This is a genomic window from Microbacterium sp. NPDC076911 (assembly GCF_040687125.1).
Classification (GTDB): domain Bacteria; phylum Actinomycetota; class Actinomycetes; order Actinomycetales; family Microbacteriaceae; genus Microbacterium.
On sequence record NZ_JBFBMP010000002.1, the window covers coordinates 270,129 to 287,991 of the forward strand.

A 17,863-nucleotide genomic window follows, 5' to 3' on the forward strand; every position below is an offset into this window, starting at 1 on the left:
CCGTCCGACCCTTCACCTGCGGCAACGTCACCACATACGTCAACTTCGCCGACTTGATATCCGACGGCACCGCACACACATCCGCAACCGGCGCCCCACCAACTACTGCGGCGTAGTCGCTGTGCAACCAGTAGGTCTTGCCTGACACTGCTACACGCCACCAGACGCCGTACTCGCCGGTGCGCGTGGCTGTAGCACCTTGACTCAGCTGGATGAGTCCGGTGTCGCAAGCTGTAGACGGGGCGGTACGCACGTTCAGTACAGAGGTGGTGATACTCACAGTTCCAGTTGCTGCTGTGATGCTGGAAGCTGCTGGTTGGGCACACGCATCTGTGCCGCCGGAAGGTGCGCTAGAGCTCGGCAGGGTGAGGTACTGCGAGGCCAGCCACATCGTCTTGCCGGAGAGCGTAGCTCGCGTCCACGCACCGTACTGACCAGTAATCGACACAGTCGCCCCCTTGTCGAGCTGGGTGATCCCCGTCGTGCACTTCAAGGTCGGCGCGCTGCGCACATTCAAGTTGTCGATCTTCACAGTCGCGGTGCCAGCACGGCTAGCGATATCCGCGGTCAGCGGCAGCTGGCACGCATCCGTCTGCGCGGGCGCTCCTGTAGAAGACGAGGCGTCCGGCGCAAACCAGTCGACGTAGTAGTTGTAGAAGTTGCGGTTTCCGTAAGTCGAGCAAGTGTCGCCTGTTCCGTATCCCGCGGCCAAGGCCGCTACGTTCGCGCGGTACGGCGTGTAAATGTACAGATTGGCAGTGGCCTGGTTCTGGATGTACACCTTCGATGTGCCACACGAGCTGTCGGGGTGCCACTGAATGGTGTTGATCTGCCCTGCCCTGTAGTTGTACCAGGAAGGATTCTGGGTGTAGACCTGCATCTGGCGTGCAGCACCATACATCTGGTTGAAGAAGCCGGCAAAGCGCGGATCACAGGCCGCGGTATCGGGGCAAGACTGCCCCATCGCCGCGCCATACCGAGTCGACGACGGAGCGGTCGAGGTGACAAGACCTTGCTCCTTTTGAAGCATCACCAGCAACACCTTGGGGCTGATGCCGCAGGCCACTGCGACTTTGTTGATGATGGTCGCCGCGCTGACTCCGGTCTGCGCGCTCAACGCAGAGCAGTACTGATCTGCCGATTTCGCCGCGATGTCGGCTTTATAGGACTTCAAGCACGTGTACCCCGACGTGCAATTGCTGACCTTGCCGTTCAAGAACGTCTGAATTTGGGATGCGGTCATCGCATCACCGTCGAAGAAAGCAGCATCACTGATGATGTAGCCGCCCTCGAGGATCGACCCGGGCAGATCAGCAGCCTCAGCATCCGATGTCGGCAGAACAACGAAAAGTGCTGCGATCAGCACGCTTGCAAGAAGCGCAGCGAGAGCTTTCGCGCGCGCCGGAAAGCTCTCGGGCGGAGTAGACATGTGGCCATTGTGGCCGATGTGAAAGCTGTGCACCAGTCCGAATCGAAAACCTAGAGCTCGGCGTGCAGTTGCCAAACCCTTTCGGCCGACTCATTCCAAGAGAATGAACGCCCTCGATCGGCCGCCATCACGGCCAACCGATCCGCACTCTCCGTCGACTCCAATGCTGTCGAAAGCGCGTCGGCAAGGCCGTCGCGAAGCGTTGGCGCATCGGCACCGGGCACGATTGTGCCGCCATCAGCGATGATCTCGGTGTGCACGGGCGACTCGACGGCAACGAGCGGAACCCCCAAGGCGAGCGCGTCGACGACCCGCCAGGGAAATGCCGATCTGCGCGACGGTGCGACGAATGCCAGTGCTCCCCCATAAACAGCAGCGCGGTCGGCAGCATCCAGTGAACCGCGCATGTGCAGACGGTGCTCAGGCACTCCAGCGGCCGAGGCGAGATCTGCGACAGCAGGTTCGGATCCCTCTGGCACATCGAGAATCACCACGGGCAGGTCGATTCCCGATGCGGCGACGCCGCCGAAGCCGATATCGAGCGCGAGCGACGCTCCTGGTCCGCCCGAAAGCAAGATGTACCCTTCGGGCAAGTTCAGAACTCTCCGACGGCCGACCTCATCGGACGGCACCCGAAACGTGTGCGGCGCGGCACCGGAGATCACCCGAATGCGTTTGCCGAGCTTCGAGATCTCTCCCAGCCGATCTGCAATCGCATGGGTAGGCACAACGACGGCGTCGGCGTGCTTCACTGCCCGCTTCAGCATGGCTTTGTGCCAGGAAACCGTATTGCGTGAGTACTCGTCGGGTGACTCCCATGGCCCCAGATCCCAGAGTGTGACGACCGTCTGGTCGTGGTCGTGAGTGCGACTATGCCGCACGAGAGGAGCCAGCATGGTCGGCGAGTGAATCATGCCGCCGCCGATTCCGGTTCCGACGCCCAGCTGCAGCGCCGTCACAAGCTCGCGCCGGGCCAGTGCGGTGCGCTGTGCGCCGGCGATGCCTGGGATCTCGTCGAGGTCACCGCTACCCCCCGCTGGGGCGATCGCCTCCACGGCACAGCCTTCAGGGGCGCGGCGAACCAGCGCGGCTGCCAGCTCGCGAGATGCCTCGGCAAGAATCGGATCAGTGGGCGCGACGACTTGATCGAGCATGACCCGCAATGTGGCAACCATCTGCTCAGCCCTCCGGTGTTGGCGTAGAGGAGGGCGGATGCAGGGCGGTTCGCACCAACTCATGGATGTAGTCGAAGTCCGGGTCGTACTCGTCGACGCCGCCCTCGGGCGTCAACTCGATCGTGTTGATCGGCTGTTCCTTCGCTTTGAGAGCAAGATCAGCCAGCGTCGGGATAAGTGACTGCGGCAGGTCGGTCTCGACGATATCGGCGCCTGCTTCAGCAACCTCTTGGAAACGAGTCAGCACGGTCCGCGGGGTGAACTGAGCAAGCATCGCCGCCTGCAGTTCGCGCTGACGTTCCATGCGATCGAAGTCACTCGTCGTGTAGCGAGAGCGCGCGTACCACTGCGCTGTCTCGCCGTCCATGTGCTGTTCACCGACCTCAATCCAGCCAGTCGCCCAGTCATCTACGGGCTGCCCTTCATAGGCCGGGCCCCCGCCCTCGGGGAGTCGCTCATCAACAGTGATCGTCACTCCACCGAGCGCATCGACAAGGGAGGCAAAACCGTGCATGTCGATGAACACGTAGTACGGAATCTCGATACCAAGAATGCCCTCAGCAGCATCCTTCGTCGCCTCGATTCCTGGGGCCGAGCCGCTCGCTTCTGCCTCGGGATAGAGCGCGTCACCATCACGGCATACCTCGACCTCAGTCTGCAACTGGTTGATGCCGCTGCCCCAGCCACAGCTCGAATCGGCGTAGCCGGTATGTCCGTCAGGGTACAGATCCTGCATCGGTCCCGCAGAAAACGGGAAGCCGGGCATGTCTCTTGGGATGCCGGTGATTGTCGTTGCCCCGGTTTCGGCGTTGACCGACACCACCGAAATGCTGTCGAACCTCATCGAGTCACGTCCTTCGCCGCTGTCGGCGCCCAACAACAAGATGTTGTAGTAGCCGTCTGAAGGGGGCACGGAAGGGGCACTCGCGCCGAAAATCGCGCCGAGCGTCTCGCGGGCCGTACCCGCTGCCGACGCCGCGTAGACCGCTCCTCCGCTGGACAACACCAGCAGCGCGGCGGCCAGCGCCGCGATACCCACACGCGCAACAGCTTTCGTCTTCACGAGACGGACGAGCCGGAGAGTGTCGATCGTGAGCACCAGCCACAGAACCGCATAGGCAACGCAGATAATCTGCGCCAGCAGCAGCACAAACCAGTTCGTTGCCAGGGTCAGAAACACTTGCTGCCACAGCAATGCGCTCAGTGCGACCAGCACGACTGCAACCCACATGCCGAGCGTCGCGCCGAGACCTATGCGACCAAGGCGACGGTTGCCAGCGAGCGCCTGAGCCGACCCAGGAATCAGAAAGTTGAGCAGCACGAGCCACCATCCGCGGCGCGACATCACTGCGGGTGCCGACGAGTCGGGGTACCGCATCGGCTGTTCTTGAATCAGCCCCTGTTCTTGGATGAGGCCCTGTCGAGATGAACCCCCCACGCTCGCACGTGATGGGCTTGCGACGCTCACAGCGACTCCTTGAGCCGCCGGTTCTTCTCTTCGACCTGCCCCTCGAGGGAGCGAGCGTATGCCTCGACAGCGTCACCGATTGACGTGTCAGAGGCGCCGAGAATTCGTGCTGCTAGCAGCCCTGCGTTCTTTGCACCGTTGATCGACACCGTCGCAACGGGAATGCCTGCTGGCATCTGCACGATACTCAACAGCGAGTCCAGCCCGTCTAGCGTCGACAGTTGCACGGGCACGCCGATCACTGGGAGCGATGTCAGCGATGCAAGCATGCCTGGCAGATGAGCTGCGCCACCCGCGCCCGCGATAATCGCTTTGAGACCGCGCCCACGAGCCTCACGCCCATAGCTGAGCAGCTTGTCTGGGGTGCGGTGCGCCGAAACAACCTCGACTTCGTGAGGTATTCCAAAGTCCGTCAGTGCCTGACTAGCATCGCTCATGACGCGCCAGTCAGAGTCAGAACCCATCACTACGCCCACCAGCGGGGCGTCGGAAGCATGCAGTGGCAGAGTCACCCGTCCAGGGTAGGTCGCAAGACTGTAAGAACACCGCAACGGCGCGCTTGACAGCGTGACAAGTCAGTCTTCGAAGTGGGCTGCAGCGGCTCGCGCCTGATACGCCACGTCATCGAGGTCGTCACCGCTCACCGTCACATGCCCGACCTTGCGACCGGGTCGCGGCGCTTTGCCGTAGGTGTGAATCTTTGCCCCGGGGTGTTCCGCCATCACCGCAGTGAACTTGCTCTCGAGCGAGTCATGCTGCGGACCGCCGAGGATGTTCACCATCATTGACCAGTTCGCACGAGCCGAGGTTTCCCCGAGCGGCAAGTCGAGCACGGCCCGAAGATGCTGCTCGAACTGACCAGTCACCGCGCCGTCTTGTGACCAATGTCCGCTGTTGTGCGGTCGCATCGCGAGTTCGTTGATGAGCAGCCGTTCATCCGTGGTTTCGAATAGCTCGACCGCGAGCATGCCTGTCACGCCGAGCCCCTCAGCGATCGCGCGACCGATTTCGGCCGCCACCGACGCCAGCCGCTCGCTGGCGTGCGGCGCCGGTGCGATTACCTCGGCGCACACTCCATCGCGCTGCACAGTCTCGACCACGGGATACACCGCGACGTCACCGGAGGGACGACGTGCCACCTGTTGCGCGAGTTCGCGCGAGAAGTCGACGAGCTCCTCGACCAGCAAGGCCCCACCACGCGCGTCTTCGGCGAGCGCAGTGAACCAGTCCTCTGCTTCGGTTGCCGCGGTGATTACACGCACACCCTTGCCGTCGTAGCCACCGCGGGGTGTTTTGACCACGGCTCGACCGCCGTGAGCGTCAAGAAACTCTTGCAGTTCAGCGGTGCCTGAAACGGCCGCCCAATCGGGTTGCGGCATACCAAGCTCGGCAAGACGTGCGCGCATCACAAGCTTGTCCTGGGCGATGCCGAGAGCAGCCGGCCCTGGATGCACCGCAATCCCCGCATCGACAAGCGCCGCAAGCACGTCTTGGGGAACGTGCTCGTGATCGAACGTGATGACGTCGACGCCGCGAGCAAAGCTCAGCACGGTTTCGACATCGTGGTAGTCGCCAATCTGGGACGCTGCGAGGGAGGCAGACATGCCCTCCTGCTCGGCGAGCACCTCGATCTTGATACCGAGTTCAGCGGCGGGGGCGATCATCATTCGGGCGAGTTGGCCGCCACCGACGACTCCGACTTTCAACGACATGACTCCATCTTCTCTCACAGCTGCTGACGCCACCGCCGAGCAGTCGTTTCAGCCCTGCGGTGGAAGAGGCGGAACGGGCGGAATCGGCGGCACACTGGGCGCGGACTGTGCGTCACGGTGTGCCAGAATCTGGCTGACTTCCACCTGATCAACCAGTGTCTCGTGCACGAGGAGCACGTTGGGCACATTGACCAGCCGCATGGGCGCCTCGGCGCCGTTGGACAGCGTCAAGGTGCCCGTGCCCCACATCCGTTGGATGAGTCCCCGCTTCAACTGGATCGTATAGCCGCGCACGTGAGACAGCTCGCGGCGACGACGACGCAGCATCCCGGAACGCTCAAGAACACGTTGAGTGGTGACGGTGTATACCCGCGAGCGCCAGCGAAGAAATGGCACCAGCACGAACAGGAAAACCACCGCGCCCGCCGCGCTGAACAGCATCCAATCTTCCAGTCCCGCCGGAAGATTCGAATAGAAGTAGCCGCAGGCACCGGCCACTGCGATGAGCACGAGCGCAGACCAGACGAGTCGCCGGGCGTGCGAACGCATTTTCGCGATGCGCATCTCAGCGGTCGCTGGCACGCCGGGGGCGGGAAGGTAGGGCCTTCCGCCATAGCTCACCGGTTGCGTCATGCTCCCATTGTGGCCGCCCACCGCGACACTGCCGGATGCCACGCCCGAACGCGTGTGAGCGGCACCTTGTCATCAGCGCACGTGCACGACATCGCCCGCTGCCACGGCGGTCTCCCCACCGTCGCTCGTCACGACCACCAGACACCCGTCTGGGGCAATCCGTTGTGCTCGTCCGCGCAACACTGACTCGTCTGGCAGTGATACTGCGACCTGACGTGAGAGCGTCGTGCACAGCGACTCAATCTGCCCCACGATGCCCGCTGCACCCGCGTCGCCAGCAGACGCTGCCAGTGCATGAATAGTCTCATCCAACGCAGCCAGATAGTCGGCAATCAAAGCATCGTCGTCGCAGTCGACGCCGAGGACGGCAAAAGAGGTCGCACCCGCGACGGGTAGCTCGTCGCGCGACATGCTCGTGTTTACGCCGATACCCACCACAATCGCATCGGGATCGCCAAGAACGACTTCAGCGAGAACGCCACTGATCTTTGCGCCATCGACAAGAACGTCGTTCGGCCATTTGAGTCCTGCACTGTGAGTGCTGCCCTGCAGCTGCGCTGTGACGGCTCTTGCCATCGCGGCACCGGCAAGCAACGGCACCCACCCTCGCGCCGCCGCAGGAATGTCGGCAACGCGCACCAACGTAGAGATCGCCAACGCAGTTCCCGCGGGAGCGGTCCATTGCCGATCCCGCCGGCCGCGACCCGCCCGCTGATCTGTCGTCAGCAGCACAGCGAGGTGCGGCCACTCACCAGAGGCCGCGATCACATCGGAAACCAACTCTGCATTGGTCGACGCGCTGAAGGCCCTCACCTCTACGCGTGGACTGATAGCGGCAGTGCGAGGATAGGACGCAACGACATCTGACATAGCGCTCACGCTACCCGCGGATTGGGTCATCCCACAGCCGAATGGATCAGCCCTTGTTGAATCTCTCCAAGTCATCCGGCCTCACCGCCGATAGTGTGGAACGCGTGACCGATCAGCCCGACCTCTTTACCACCGCCGGCAAGATCGCCGACCTCCGCGCTCGCTACCAAGAAGCGGTCGTAGACGCCGAGAAGCTGGCACACGACAAACAGCACGCGAAAGGCAAGCTCACCGCGCGCGAGCGGGTAGAACTGCTCGTCGATCCGGGAAGTTTTGTCGAACTCGACGAATACGTGCGGCACCGCACAACAGCGTTCGGCATGGACCGCTCCCGTCCTTACGGTGACTCCGTCGTCACCGGAATCGGCACAATCCACGGGCGCACCGTCGCGGTGTATTCCCAAGATTTCTCTACCTTTGGCGGTTCGCTGGGCGAGGTCGCTGGCGAGAAGATCATCAAGGTCATGGAATACGCGCTGCGCAGCGGCATCCCGATCATCGGAATCCTCGATTCCGGCGGCGCACGTATTCAAGAGGGCGTTGTTGCGCTCGGCAAGTACGGCGAGATCTTCCGGCTCAACACGCGTGCCTCGGGTGTGATCCCGCAGATCTCAATCATCATGGGCCCCGCCGCGGGCGGCGCCGTGTACTCCCCCGCCCTCACTGACTTCGTCATCATGGTCGACAAGACCAGCCAGATGTTCGTGACTGGGCCCGACGTCATCAAGACTGTCACCGGCGAAGACGTCGGGATGGAAGAGCTCGGCGGCGCCTACACTCACAACACTCGCTCGGGCGTTGCGCACTACCTAGCCGACGACGAAGACGATGCGATTGACTACGTGCGAACCATGCTCGGGTTCCTCCCCGACAACAACATGGCGGAGCTCCCGGTCTACGAAAGCGGTTTCGAATTCGAAACGACGGATGCTGATCGCGCACTGAACTCGATCATTCCCGACTCTGCGAATCAGCCCTACGACATTCATACGGTCATCCGCGGCATCGTCGACGCCGAAGAGTTCCTTGAAGTGCAGCCGCTGTTCGCGCCGAACATCGTGATCGGCTTCGGCCGGGTCGAGGGGCGCTCAGTGGGCATCATCGCCAACCAGCCGTCCCAGATGGCAGGAACGCTCAATATCGAGGCGGGCGAGAAAGCAAGCCGTTTCGTGAGGTTCTGTGACGCGTTCTCTATTCCCATCGTCACGCTTGTCGATGTGCCGGGTTACCTTCCGGGCACCGACCAGGAATGGACCGGCGTGATCCGCCGCGGCGCAAAGCTGCTCTACGCGTATGCGGAGGCGACGGTGCCCCTCGTCACGGTCATTCTGCGCAAAGCCTACGGCGGCGCCTACATCGTCATGGGCTCAAAGCAGTTGGGTGCAGACATCAACTTGGCATGGCCGACAGCCGAAATCGCCGTGATGGGCGGACAAGGTGCGGTGAACATTCTCTACCGTGGCGAAATCAAGAAAGCCGAAGAAGCCGGCGAAGACGTCGCGGCAGTGCGCACCCGCCTCGCGAACGAGTACACATACAACGTGGCATCCCCGTTCTTGGCAGCCGAGCGTGGCGAGCTCGACGGGATCATCGAGCCGGCACAGACTCGCGTGTCAATCGCCAAGGCGCTGCGCTCGCTGCGCGGCAAGCGTGCGAGCCTTCCCCCTAAGAAGCACGGAAACATTCCGCTGTGACCGAGCAAGGCGCCGCATCCGAGACCCCGCTCACGATCGACATTCTTCGAGGCATGCCGAATGACGATGAACTGGCAGCACTGATGGCGGTGGTGAGCGAGGCTTACACCTCAGAAGCCGCTGCAGCCGTCGTCGAGGATGAGCCCACTCGCTCCGCCTGGTCGCTGTCTCAGCGCGGTCTGCGAGAGCCGTTGCGGCGCGACTGGGGTTGGACGAGGGGCTGAAACCGCCGATTCGGGCGAAATTGGACCAATTTGTCCCCCAAAGTACCTACATACAACCGTCCAGTCGCCGGGTGATACTTGTATTGCTGGAACGCTTCTGCGTTCGGCCGACCTGCTTCACCGAATTGAGTGAAGCCCAGGTTTGGCCCTTGCGGACGGTTTTCGGGTAACTGTCTGCACACAAGATGAGGGGCGGGCGGCTTCGCCGCCCCTCATCTTTCTCTTTGCCTGGCTGCTGTTCTAGCGCGTTGCGCCGTCGTGCAGAATCTCATGCCAAAGATCGACGGCATCCTCATCGCTAGGCCCTTGAACAGACGCGGAACGACCCACCACCGTCACTGCGACCGTTGCGTTTCGCGAGGTGCGCACATAAAGGCGATCAGATGTTGACCTGTGCAAGATGGTGGCGAGCTGAGCGCGAATCGCTTGTAGCGCGACATCGTCAAGTGCGTCGAGCCCACCCTCGTCAAGGACGGTCACCGTCGCGCCCCGGCGCCGTGCGCGCTCAAGCTCTTGCTGCACATCGTCGTCGATCAGCCGCGGACCGCGCATTTCGTCTCGTAGCCGACCCTCTGCGACACGAGCTTCTACGCGCTCGTCTTCGCTGAGATCGCCACCGGTCTTCACGGTGCGACCCAGCACCGGACCCGCAACGGCCAGAGCCCGCTGCACCTGCACGCGTCGCTCTCGTTGCCGCACGAGGTGAGAGGTCTGCCAGGCCGATGCTGCACGTTGCAACTGCGCGAGCCGATCGGTGTCTCGCGCGGCTCGGTCAAGCGACCGCACGAGCAACTGTGCGACGGCGACCCACACGATTGAGCCGACCAGGCCAAGGCCTAGCGCCGCCGGGGCGCCCATCCAGGCAATAGATCCCGCGGCAAGCAAGGTGATCCCTGCCCAGGCAACCCACGGACTGTGCCGAGACATGACAACTGTCATCAGCGCGCCAATTCCGCCGAGGTACCACGTGGCGAATGACGCGGTCACAAGGTCGGGGCCTGCGGCGATGGCCACCGCGGTCGGCACCACGGCCGCGCAGGTCAGCGCAAGCACCCGTGCCAGTACCGGAAGTTGATTGGTGGGAACCGCACGACCGGAGCGCGAGAGCTTCACCGACGAGCGCGGCATCCACAAGATGCAAAGCAACGCTGTAGCAAGGTAAAACCCCAATACGGCAATCGCGAGTAGTGGCTCCGCGGGTGTGGACGTCCACCACATTCCACGCACCGACAGATATACGGTAAACGCCACAGCGAGCGTCGTGAGAACGTTGCGAACGCTGATCATGCGACACCCCTCCGCCAGGTGATGACAACCGAGGTGCCCGCCTCGGTCGAACGAATGTCAGCGCGACCGCCGACCGCCGCCACCCTCGCAATGATTGAAGCCTTAATGCCCAAGCGATCGTTGGCCACGTTGTCCAGATCGAAACCGCCGCCACTGTCATGCACAGATATCTGCATCTCACCCTTGCGATCCTGCACGCTCACCTCAAGGCCTTCTCCGTCAGCATGCTGCAACGCGTTGGCAATGCCCTGAGTGGCGGCGAGGGTAAGCGCTCGACAGATGCGCCCTGGCACCGGCTCGGGGTTCTCTGCGGCGATCAGGGTCACCGGCACGCTGGCGCCGAGATCGCTCACGGCAGCTTCGAGATCATGTGCAATCGTCGCGGCGTCGCCTGGAGCGTCGCTTCCTTCGCGGGGATCCTGCTCGGTATTCGCCAAGCGGGTGAGGGCGTCCCGCGCCATACCCGCTGACAGAGTCTGCTCGCGAGGCGTGCGCGCACGCTCGGCGGCGATCAGAGCGGCGAGCACGCTGTCGTGCATCAGAGCGGCGAGCTCGGCTCGTTCTTGCTCCACGGCCTCAGTCGCCGCGGCATCGGCGTACGACGACACCGCACGTGCCCTGGTCTCATCGACATTCGCCGCCATCGATCGGAACAGCCATCCGAGTGCCAAGAGCACCCCACCAAGAATGAGTGCGAACGATACATCGAGACTCGTAGCGAAAAAGTTCTCGCGTGAGAACTCGCCTTCAATCACGCGCACAACGCCGAACATCAGCGGCACCAGAATCGTCCACACGATTTGAAGTGGCAGCGGGAAAGCGATCACTGCGGCCAACGTCGCAACGTTCACGAGAAACCAGATCCACGGCTGGTCCGTAGGCGGCGGAACAATGCCTTCGGTGGCGACCGGCCACACAGCCAGCAGCACGACGTACGCCACCGCGAAGACGGCACCACCGATACGCATACCTCGGCCAACCAAGCAGGTGAGAATCAATACCGCGAGCGGAACAAATGCCAGCAGCATGAGGGGCACATGCCACTGGGGAAGCTGATCAGTCGAATCGATGGCGAACAGGAACGACTGCAAGCCCAATGCCAGCGACCCGAGCCCAGCGGCGAACGTAAGGATTCGCTCCACACGGGTACGCGTGAAAGATCCGATGCCCTGTGTCGCTTCGCGTGTCGAGGGAATCTGCTCCCACGCGCCATCCAGCATCGATGATGAATTATCAGCGGCCACTCGCGGCCTCGCTATCCATCAAGATTCCGTCTTCCATGGCACGACGCAGCAGGTCAACTTTGGTTGGTGCGGGACGGCCCACCTCAACGTACTTGACTCGCACCCTCGTGATGTTCTCTTTGGCGGTAGAGTATGCGATTCCCAAGCGGTCAGCCACTGCTTTCAGCGGAAGCCCGGCGGCGTAAAGACGCAGCACATCACGCTCGCGTGCCGAGAGTTGAGCGTCAGCAAAATCGATGTCACCTTCGATAGCACTTGCCCACTCCACATTGTGAAGAAGCTCACCCGAAGCGACTGTGCGTAGTGCGGCAGTGACGTCATCAATGGGCGCTGACTTGCTAACAATCCCGGCGGCGCCAGCCGAGAGCGCCTCACGAACTGCGGCCGGGCGATCCGCCACACTGTGGATGATCACGTGAGATCCGTCACCGACAAGTCGGCGCACGTTCTCGGTGACGGTCGTGCCGTCACCAAGAGTGAGATCTAGTACCACCACATCGGCGGGTAGCGCCGTTTGGCTCGCGCGCCAGCGCACGTACTCGGTCACAGAGCTGCCCGAAAACACAACGTGCTCCGCACCGCCGCGCGCGCAGGCGGCTTCGAGCCCGAGTCGCACGGACTCGTGATCATCGATGAGTGCAACGCGTGTCATGCGGTCACTCTACCGAGGCGCGGTCGTGCGCGTGAGCGTAGCGATCGCCTCGATGTGGTGCGAATTCGGAAAGAGGTCGAGAGCGTCCACGCGCGGAGCCTCGTAACCTGCGTCGCGGAAGGTCGCGAGATCCCGAGAAAGTGCCACCGGGTCGCACGCGACATAGACGATCGTTGCTGGCGACAGGTCAGCGACACGCTGCACCACCTCGCGGCCAGCACCCGCACGCGGCGGGTCAAGCACCACAACGCCGCGCGATAGCTGCTCTCGGTCCGCGGCAGTGGCTGAGGCCTGAAGTGCTTTGAGCCAACGATCCACACGACCGGTTTCGGCGCGGGCACGAGAGAGACCCGAGAGGTTTGCTGCCGCATGTTCGGTGGCTCGCGCGCTGGATTCAACAGTGGTCACGCGGGTCGATTTTCCGCCCAGAGTGGCGAGGGTCGCTGCGAAAAGTCCCACGCCGCCGTACAGGTCCAGGTGATGCGCGTCCGGGTCGATGGCGGGGCCTTCGGGCTGGATGCTGCGCAGAGCGTTCTGCAGCGCCGCTGTCAGCGAGTGAGCTGCCAAACGATGAACCTGCCAGAACCCGACAGCGTCGACCTTGAAGTCCTTGCCGTTGACGCTCTCGACGACAACCTCGCGCACGGCGCGTGCGTTGGCTCCGGACCGCGGGCGGGGAGCCCGCTCATCGGGGCGCGCGACAACGCGCACCCGACCGTCGGCCGCTTGAACGAGATCGATGCGACCCGGTGCGCCATCCGACAGTTCTTTGGCCGCCTGCTCGATCGCTTCCGTGGCGAGGGGGTAAGAATCGACGTGCACGACACTGTGGGTGCGTGCCGCGTACGGGCCTACTCGCCCGTCAGCGTCGACATGCAGGCTCACGCGAGTGCGCCAGCGCGTGCCATCGGGGGTCTCCTCGTCGCGCACTACACCGTCACCATCGAGAACTGGTGTGGCGCGATCGATCGATGCGGGCACGTCGAGCCCACCGAATCGCTTGAGCGAGTCGGTGAGAACCTCAAGCTTCAAATCGCGCTGATAAGCAAGGTCGATGTGACCAAAATCAGCCCCACCTGGGCGCTGCTCGGGCGCAAACTCGATGTCTGCCTGGCGCCACACGTGCGCCTGGCGGTGAGGCGAAGCATCCAATACTTCAAGTGCTTCTGCCCGCCAGAACGACTTCTTGCGGGTGTCGACAAGTCGAGCACGAATCCTTTCACCCGGAAGAGCGTCGGGAACGAAAATGACTCGCCCCTCGTGGCGGGCGACGAAAACGCCACCGTGGGCAACGCCCGACACATCAAGGTCGATAAGGTCGCCAGCGTTCTTTGTCGATTCAGTCACTACTAGAGCCTACGGTGGGTGACATGCGTGTATGCCTTGCTTCTACCTCGCCTGCCCGCCTCATGCTGTTGCAGCAGTTCGGCATTCGACCGCTGACGGTCGCTCCCCACGTCGACGAAGAAGCCGTGATTGCCGCCGTCGAAGCGAGCGAAGGCCGTATTCTTGCGCCCGATGAGCATGTCCTGCTTCTCGCTCGACGCAAAGCGGCCGATGTTGCCGCTCGTCTGGCCGATGACATCCCCGACTTCGACGGCATTGTGATCGGGGGGGATTCGATGTTCGAACTGAACGGCGAGGTGCTCGGAAAACCCCACCTCCCGGCGCGCGCACGCGAACGCTGGCTGACCATGCGCGGGCAGACCGGCGTGTTGCACTCCGGCCACGCCGTCGTGCGCATCACACCAGGCTTGGCGCCGAACGAAGTGCACGCGGTTGCCGAAGCCTCGGTCACGTTCGCCTCCGACGTTGGCGATGACGAGATAGACGCCTACGTCGCGACCGGAGAGCCACTGCAGGTCGCTGGCGCGTTCACCATAGACAGTCTGGGCGGGGCGTTTATCACCCGTATCGAGGGCGACCCCTCGACGGTCGTCGGAATGTCCGTCTCGACACTGCGAGCCCTGGTGCGAAAGCTCGGCGTGTCGTGGACTGACCTCTGGGACACCGTCGATCCATCGGTCAGCGCCGGACACACGCAGTTGTAGCTACCCGCAAAGGTTATCGACCCGTTCTTGTATGAACCAGTGAAAAACGAGGGGCACACCCTCGGTAGGCTGGCAATCATGCCTCAGATCGCCAAGGTGCTCATCGCAAACCGCGGCGAGATCGCCGTCCGTGTCATCCGCGCCGCCCGCGACGCGGGAAAGTCCTCGGTCGCCGTCTACGCCGATCAGGATCGCGACGCCATGCACGCCCGCCTCGCGGACGAGGCATATTCCCTTGATGGCAACACCAGCGGCGAGACCTATCTATCGGTAGAGAAAATCCTGTCGGTGGCTCGGCGCTCTGGCGCGGGCGCCATTCACCCTGGATACGGCTTTCTCGCTGAGAACGCAGACTTCGCCCGCGCGGTGATCGCCGCTGGGCTCGTGTGGATCGGGCCCTCTCCCGACGCGATCGAATCCCTGGGCGACAAGGTGACCGCGCGTCACGTGGCCGAGAAGGTGGGCGCTCCGCTCGCGCCCGGCACTCCTGGGCCGGTAGCCGACGCATCCGAGGTATTGGATTTCGTCGCCGAACATGGGCTTCCGATCGCGATCAAGGCCGCATACGGCGGCGGCGGTCGCGGGCTCAAGGTCGCCCGCACGATCGAAGAAGTGCCCGAACTGTTTGAGTCCGCCACCCGCGAGGCGATCGCTGCCTTCGGACGCGGCGAGTGCTTCGTTGAGAAATACCTCGACAAGCCCCGGCATGTCGAAACCCAGTGCCTCGCAGATGCAGCCGGCAACGTTGTCGTGATCTCGACACGCGACTGCTCGCTGCAGCGGCGCCACCAGAAGCTGGTTGAAGAGGCGCCCGCCCCTTTCCTCACCGACGAACAGAACACTCTTCTCTACGAATCGTCGAAGGCCATATTGCGCGAGGTCGACTATGTGGGCGCTGGCACCTGCGAATTCCTCATCGGCGCCGACGGCACCGTTTCGTTCCTCGAAGTCAACACTCGGCTTCAGGTGGAACACCCGGTCTCTGAAGAGGTCACCGGCATCGACCTCGTGCGCGAACAGTTCCGTATTGCCGAGGGCGAAGAGATCGGCTACGGCGATCCGGTCGCCGAGGGGCACTCGATCGAGTTCCGTATCAACGGCGAAGACGCCGGCCGAGGGTTTCTTCCCCAGCCCGGCCCCATCCACGTTTTCAAGACATTCGGCGGGCCCGGCATTCGGCTCGACTCGGGGGTGACAGCAGGCGACTCTGTCAGCGGCGCTTTCGACTCGTTGCTCGGCAAAATCATCGTCACCGGGCGCACCCGCGCTGAAGCGCTTGAGCGCTCACGGCGCGCATTGGACGAGTTTGAAGTGGCCGGGATGCCGACCGTCTTGCCCTTTCACCGCAAGGTCGTCCGCGATCCCGCATTCACGGCAGAAGATGGCGAGTTCGGCGTCTTCACCCGTTGGATCGAGACAGAGTTCGCGAATGATATCCCGGCATGGGACGGCGAGCTCGAGGCTCCGCAGCCGGCCGAAGCACGGCACACCGTCGTGGTTGAGGTGTCTGGCAAGCGGTTGGAAGTGAGCCTGCCTGACCGTGTCGTGACGGCGAGCGCAGCGCCCGGGCGCCCCGTTGCAGTGCCGCCGTCGCGGCGATCACACGAGAAGTCGGCCACCGCGGGAGCGTCCGGCGACGCCGTGAAATCGCCGATGCAGGCGACTATCGTCAAAATCGCAGTGCAAGACGGACAGCAGGTCGTCAAGGGAGATCTCGTTGTCGTCCTTGAGGCGATGAAGATGGAACAGCCGATTCAAGCGCACAAAGACGGCGTCATCGGCGCCATCAATGCCGCTGCCGGCACCACGGTGGCAGCAGGACACCAGCTGCTCACTATCAGCTGACTGCTTGCGCTTTGCGGCGCTGCGCCGCCGCACTCACGGTCCGTAGATCGCGTGATCCACCACGTGCATTGCGCGGGCTGCGTCAGTGATGCTGCCCGAGAGCGACGGGTAGACGGCGAAGACTCTCGACAACTGATCGACCGTAAGGCGCCGTTCAACAGCGATAGCGACCGGATAAATCATCTCTGATGCACGGGGGCCAACGATGACCCCACCCACCACGCTGCCACTGCCCTGGCGAGCAATCAGTTTGACGAAGCCATCTTTGATACCCATCATCTTGGCGCGCGGGTTTGCCGCGAGCGGAAGCTTGTGCACGACGGCATTGATCAAACCGTCTTCGATGTCTTTCTCCTGCCAGCCGACAGTGGCGATCTCTGGCGCGGTGAAGATGTTCGAACTGATCCGCCGTCGTTCCAAGGGGATGACCACGTCGCCGAGGGCGTGAAACACCGCTGTGCGACCCTGCATCGAGGCGACCGAAGCGAGGGGCACGAAAGTGGTGCAGTCGCCGGCAGCATAGATGTTGGGCACCGAGGTGCGTGCGACACGGTTGACCTGGATGTGGCCCGAAGCAGTCATCTGAACACCCGCTTCTTCGAGCCCGATACCCGCGGTGTTGGGAATCGAGCCGACTGCCATCAGGCAGTGACTGCCTTCGATCTGACGGCCGTCGCTGAGGGTAACCAGTACACCATCGCCTTGCCGTTCCACTTTGTCTGCCCTTGACTTCGACAGCAATGTCATGCCGCCTCGCTTGAACACACGCTCGATCACGGCCGCCGCATCCTTGTCTTCTCCGGGCAGAACCTGGTCGCGACTCGATATCAACGTCACCTTGGAACCGAGGTTCATGTAGGCACCCGCGAACTCGGCGCCGGTGACGCCGGAGCCGACGACGATGAGGTGCTCAGGCACGGATTTCATGTCATACAGCTGAGTCCAGGTGAGAATGCGCTCACCGTCAGGCATGGCACTTTCGAGTTCCCGCGGCGATGCGCCGACAGAAACAACGAGCGTGTCAGCTTCGATGCGGTCGAAATCGGTTCCGCCGGGCTCCGTCGATACGACTACCGCATTATCGTCTTCGATGCGGCCATAGCCCGAAACAATCCGCACCCCCGCCTCGGCGAGCGATGCGCGCATATCGTCGGACTGTTGGCGAGCAAGCGAGAGCAGTCGCTTGTTGACGGCCGAGAGGTTTATCGCGATCTCAGGCTTGAGCGGCCTGCCGTCGCTCCCCTTTGCGAACAGCTGCACTCCGAGGTCACCAGCACCCATAATCGATGCCACCGCATCGGCTGTCGCGATCAACGTCTTCGAGGGCACGACGTCGGTGATCACCGCAGACCCGCCGATTCCGGCCCGTTCCACGACCGTCACCTCGGCTCCCAGCTGGGCAGCACCGAGTGCTGCTTCGTAGCCGCCGGGGCCGCCACCGATGATCGCGACGCTCTGTGTGCGCTCGAAGCTCAAAGACATGCCCCCTATTCTCCCCCGGCTGGGGAGCCTCGTGAACCAGCATGCTCCGCAATTGCGAGTCGTACTGGCCTCGGCCGCTTGCAGTTCCTAAAGTGGG

16 protein-coding genes are annotated in these 17,863 nt (G+C 62.9%); 4 read left to right on the forward strand and 12 right to left on the reverse strand.

The features are described from left to right. From AB0O81_RS03715 to AB0O81_RS03745, 7 genes are all read right to left on the reverse strand, one after another. On the reverse strand, nucleotides 1-1,429 hold a 1,429-nt coding region (locus AB0O81_RS03715), incomplete at its 3' end, for an SH3 domain-containing protein (protein ID WP_363581366.1). Between the two features lie 50 nt (nucleotides 1,430-1,479). Beyond that, complete coding sequence (locus AB0O81_RS03720) at nucleotides 1,480-2,604, reverse strand: glycosyltransferase (protein ID WP_363581368.1); 1,125 nt, start codon at nucleotides 2,602-2,604, stop codon at nucleotides 1,480-1,482. 4 nt (nucleotides 2,605-2,608) lie between these two features. Next, the gene (locus AB0O81_RS03725) at nucleotides 2,609-3,982 is read right to left on the reverse strand and encodes an LCP family protein (protein ID WP_363581771.1); all 1,374 of its coding nucleotides are present in this window, start codon (nucleotides 3,980-3,982) and stop codon (nucleotides 2,609-2,611) included. Between the two features lie 86 nt (nucleotides 3,983-4,068). Next, complete coding sequence (gene purE, locus AB0O81_RS03730) at nucleotides 4,069-4,536, reverse strand: 5-(carboxyamino)imidazole ribonucleotide mutase (protein WP_363581773.1); 468 nt, start codon at nucleotides 4,534-4,536, stop codon at nucleotides 4,069-4,071. 111 nt (nucleotides 4,537-4,647) lie between these two features. Next, the gene (locus AB0O81_RS03735; protein WP_363581370.1) at nucleotides 4,648-5,784 is read right to left on the reverse strand and encodes a 5-(carboxyamino)imidazole ribonucleotide synthase; all 1,137 of its coding nucleotides are present in this window, start codon (nucleotides 5,782-5,784) and stop codon (nucleotides 4,648-4,650) included. A 48-nt stretch (nucleotides 5,785-5,832) separates the two neighbouring features. Then, the gene (locus AB0O81_RS03740) at nucleotides 5,833-6,417 is read right to left on the reverse strand and encodes a PH domain-containing protein (protein WP_363581372.1); all 585 of its coding nucleotides are present in this window, start codon (nucleotides 6,415-6,417) and stop codon (nucleotides 5,833-5,835) included. Between the two features lie 72 nt (nucleotides 6,418-6,489). Then, nucleotides 6,490-7,287 (reverse strand): biotin--[acetyl-CoA-carboxylase] ligase, encoded by a 798-nt coding sequence (locus AB0O81_RS03745; RefSeq protein WP_363581374.1) that lies wholly within the window; start codon nucleotides 7,285-7,287, stop codon nucleotides 6,490-6,492. Between the two features lie 104 nt (nucleotides 7,288-7,391). Here AB0O81_RS03745 and AB0O81_RS03750 point away from each other — a divergent pair, with 104 nt between their 5' ends. Both AB0O81_RS03750 and AB0O81_RS03755 read left to right on the forward strand, forming a co-directional pair. Then, nucleotides 7,392-8,981 carry an acyl-CoA carboxylase subunit beta gene (locus tag AB0O81_RS03750; protein ID WP_363581376.1) on the forward strand — a complete coding sequence of 530 codons (1,590 nt, stop codon included), beginning with the start codon at nucleotides 7,392-7,394 and terminating at the stop codon, nucleotides 8,979-8,981. Continuing rightward, on the forward strand, nucleotides 8,978-9,205 hold the full coding sequence (locus tag AB0O81_RS03755) for an acyl-CoA carboxylase subunit epsilon (protein ID WP_363581378.1): 228 nt from the start codon (nucleotides 8,978-8,980) through the stop codon (nucleotides 9,203-9,205). The genes AB0O81_RS03750 and AB0O81_RS03755 overlap by 4 nt, the downstream gene beginning before the upstream one ends. Nucleotides 9,206-9,445: 240 nt before the next feature. Here the strand turns inward: AB0O81_RS03755 and AB0O81_RS03760 are convergent, their stop codons facing one another. The 4 genes from AB0O81_RS03760 to AB0O81_RS03775 are packed head-to-tail and all read right to left on the reverse strand — an operon-like array spanning nucleotide 9,446 to nucleotide 13,735. Next, nucleotides 9,446-10,492 (reverse strand): hypothetical protein, encoded by a 1,047-nt coding sequence (locus AB0O81_RS03760; RefSeq protein WP_363581380.1) that lies wholly within the window; start codon nucleotides 10,490-10,492, stop codon nucleotides 9,446-9,448. Continuing rightward, the gene (locus AB0O81_RS03765) at nucleotides 10,489-11,736 is read right to left on the reverse strand and encodes an ATP-binding protein (RefSeq protein ID WP_363581382.1); all 1,248 of its coding nucleotides are present in this window, start codon (nucleotides 11,734-11,736) and stop codon (nucleotides 10,489-10,491) included. The genes AB0O81_RS03760 and AB0O81_RS03765 overlap by 4 nt, the downstream gene beginning before the upstream one ends. Continuing rightward, complete coding sequence (locus AB0O81_RS03770) at nucleotides 11,726-12,388, reverse strand: response regulator transcription factor (RefSeq protein WP_363581384.1); 663 nt, start codon at nucleotides 12,386-12,388, stop codon at nucleotides 11,726-11,728. The genes AB0O81_RS03765 and AB0O81_RS03770 overlap by 11 nt, the downstream gene beginning before the upstream one ends. Before the next feature lie 9 nt (nucleotides 12,389-12,397). Beyond that, nucleotides 12,398-13,735: a TRAM domain-containing protein gene (locus AB0O81_RS03775; protein WP_363581386.1), complete on the reverse strand. Its 1,338-nt coding sequence runs from the start codon at nucleotides 13,733-13,735 to the stop codon at nucleotides 12,398-12,400. 23 nt (nucleotides 13,736-13,758) lie between these two features. Between AB0O81_RS03775 and AB0O81_RS03780 the strand changes: the two genes are divergently transcribed. Together AB0O81_RS03780 and AB0O81_RS03785 are read left to right on the forward strand one after the other, a co-directional pair. Next, nucleotides 13,759-14,439, forward strand: a complete 681-nt coding sequence (locus tag AB0O81_RS03780) for a Maf family protein (RefSeq protein ID WP_363581388.1) — start codon at nucleotides 13,759-13,761, stop codon at nucleotides 14,437-14,439. 78 nt (nucleotides 14,440-14,517) lie between these two features. After that, nucleotides 14,518-16,284 carry a biotin carboxylase N-terminal domain-containing protein gene (locus AB0O81_RS03785; RefSeq protein ID WP_363581390.1) on the forward strand — a complete coding sequence of 589 codons (1,767 nt, stop codon included), beginning with the start codon at nucleotides 14,518-14,520 and terminating at the stop codon, nucleotides 16,282-16,284. 33 nt (nucleotides 16,285-16,317) lie between these two features. Here AB0O81_RS03785 and AB0O81_RS03790 read toward each other — a convergent pair whose 3' ends face one another. Further along, nucleotides 16,318-17,766: an NAD(P)H-quinone dehydrogenase gene (locus tag AB0O81_RS03790; protein ID WP_363581392.1), complete on the reverse strand. Its 1,449-nt coding sequence runs from the start codon at nucleotides 17,764-17,766 to the stop codon at nucleotides 16,318-16,320. Between the last annotated feature and the right edge of the window lie 97 nt (nucleotides 17,767-17,863).

What these genes read in the sequence shown, in the direction of transcription:
- AB0O81_RS03720 (WP_363581368.1), bottom strand. Translation starts at nt 2,604, where the DNA reads ATGGTTGCCACATTGCGGGTCATGCTCGATCAAGTCGTCGCGCCCACT.
- AB0O81_RS03725 (WP_363581771.1), bottom strand. Translation starts at nt 3,982, where the DNA reads ATGCGGTACCCCGACTCGTCGGCACCCGCAGTGATGTCGCGCCGCGGA.
- purE (WP_363581773.1), bottom strand. Translation starts at nt 4,536, where the DNA reads ATGGGTTCTGACTCTGACTGGCGCGTCATGAGCGATGCTAGTCAGGCA.
- AB0O81_RS03735 (WP_363581370.1), bottom strand. Translation starts at nt 5,784, where the DNA reads ATGTCGTTGAAAGTCGGAGTCGTCGGTGGCGGCCAACTCGCCCGAATG.
- AB0O81_RS03740 (WP_363581372.1), bottom strand. Translation starts at nt 6,417, where the DNA reads ATGACGCAACCGGTGAGCTATGGCGGAAGGCCCTACCTTCCCGCCCCC.
- AB0O81_RS03745 (WP_363581374.1), bottom strand. Translation starts at nt 7,287, where the DNA reads ATGTCAGATGTCGTTGCGTCCTATCCTCGCACTGCCGCTATCAGTCCA.
- AB0O81_RS03760 (WP_363581380.1), bottom strand. Translation starts at nt 10,492, where the DNA reads ATGATCAGCGTTCGCAACGTTCTCACGACGCTCGCTGTGGCGTTTACC.
- AB0O81_RS03770 (WP_363581384.1), bottom strand. Translation starts at nt 12,388, where the DNA reads ATGACACGCGTTGCACTCATCGATGATCACGAGTCCGTGCGACTCGGG.
- AB0O81_RS03780 (WP_363581388.1), top strand. Translation starts at nt 13,759, where the DNA reads ATGCGTGTATGCCTTGCTTCTACCTCGCCTGCCCGCCTCATGCTGTTG.
- AB0O81_RS03785 (WP_363581390.1), top strand. Translation starts at nt 14,518, where the DNA reads ATGCCTCAGATCGCCAAGGTGCTCATCGCAAACCGCGGCGAGATCGCC.
- AB0O81_RS03790 (WP_363581392.1), bottom strand. Translation starts at nt 17,766, where the DNA reads ATGTCTTTGAGCTTCGAGCGCACACAGAGCGTCGCGATCATCGGTGGC.